Origin of the sequence: Klebsiella sp. GG_Kp173, from assembly GCF_040062415.1 — a bacterium.
Lineage (GTDB): Bacteria > Pseudomonadota > Gammaproteobacteria > Enterobacterales > Enterobacteriaceae > Klebsiella > Klebsiella quasipneumoniae.
Genome location: NZ_JBEAFZ010000067.1, coordinates 1 through 1,162 on the forward strand (window position 1 = coordinate 1; position 1,162 = coordinate 1,162).

A 1,162-nucleotide genomic window follows, 5' to 3' on the forward strand; every position below is an offset into this window, starting at 1 on the left:
GCGTACCGGGCTGAGAGGCGGTGTAAGTGAACTGTAGTTGCCATGTTTTACGGCAAGCCACTGGGACAACTATGAGACCGCTCGTCAGTTGCGACAGGAAGCAGAACAGTAATCCGTCGGTATTGTGGATGAATGCTGGCGCAACAACCCGGACGTTATTAAAGCAGTGGAGGAGTTTAATTATCCGGCGTTCATGGATGAAGAGGCGATTGCCTTTAACGCGGACGAGGAGATGGGGATAGCATGACGGTCAGCTGGTGGCGGGTGGGGCAGGCATGTACCAGTCTAACCAGCTAAGGTGGCTGGCGGGCCAGCTGGTGCCCGTTGTTCACCTCAGAAACCCGGAGCCTTTCTTCTGATTGCGATTTTTCGACGAGACTGAATGTGCTCGCAGGCACAAAGGAGGCCGGGTATCCCAGCTTTATTTGCTGTCATCAAATTGTTACGAAAACGTTTGCGTTGATGTTCGTTTATGATATTTATTGTTACCCATAACATTTTCTGATGGAAGACAGTGGTATGCAGTTCATTCAATATGGAATCGTAGTTTTGGGCCTGGGCGTGGTAGCCGCCGTATTGTTTGCCTTTGACAGGCAGATCTCAGGTAAGCACCGGCGGAGATTAAAAAAGATTGCACCCGAGAAAAGCCAGCGTTGAAACAACGCATCAGGGGGGGTGACTGAGCGGGTGTATCCGATGCTCTCCCTGGCCTCAGCATCTTTCTACTGATTCAGGTAGTTCAATCGTCATGTCCTGTTTTCTGAAAGAAGTCATGAAGGCAATCAGAGGTAAAGTTACTTTCGCTCACACTGGCAGGCACCCCGCACATTACCTGAAAGATCTGACGCAATGATGACGTGCAGAGCGGACGTGAAACGCCATACCGCTGTCAGGGCTCTGTAAAATATTCCGTGGCGTATTCAACCGCATCCAGCGATGCGCAACCTGTCATACCGAAGTAACGCCGGTCAGTTACGCCGTCAATCCTGAACGGTACCAGCGTGCCGGTGTGTCCTACCTGCACCTCTCGTACCTCAATGATCACATCCTTTTGAGGGCTTTGTTGAATAAATCGAACTTTTGCTGAGTTGAAGGATCAGATCACGTATCTTCCCGACAACGCAGACCGTTCCGTGGCAAAGCAAAAGTTCAAAATCACCAA

At 50.4% G+C, this 1,162-nt stretch carries 1 protein-coding gene; it reads left to right on the forward strand.

What is annotated here, in order from left to right; all coding sequences use genetic code 11:
- Positions 1 to 1,088: 1,088 nt before the first annotated feature.
- A partial coding sequence (locus ABLU50_RS16190) for a hypothetical protein (RefSeq protein ID WP_223176993.1) occupies positions 1,089 to 1,162 on the forward strand: 74 nt, incomplete at its 3' end.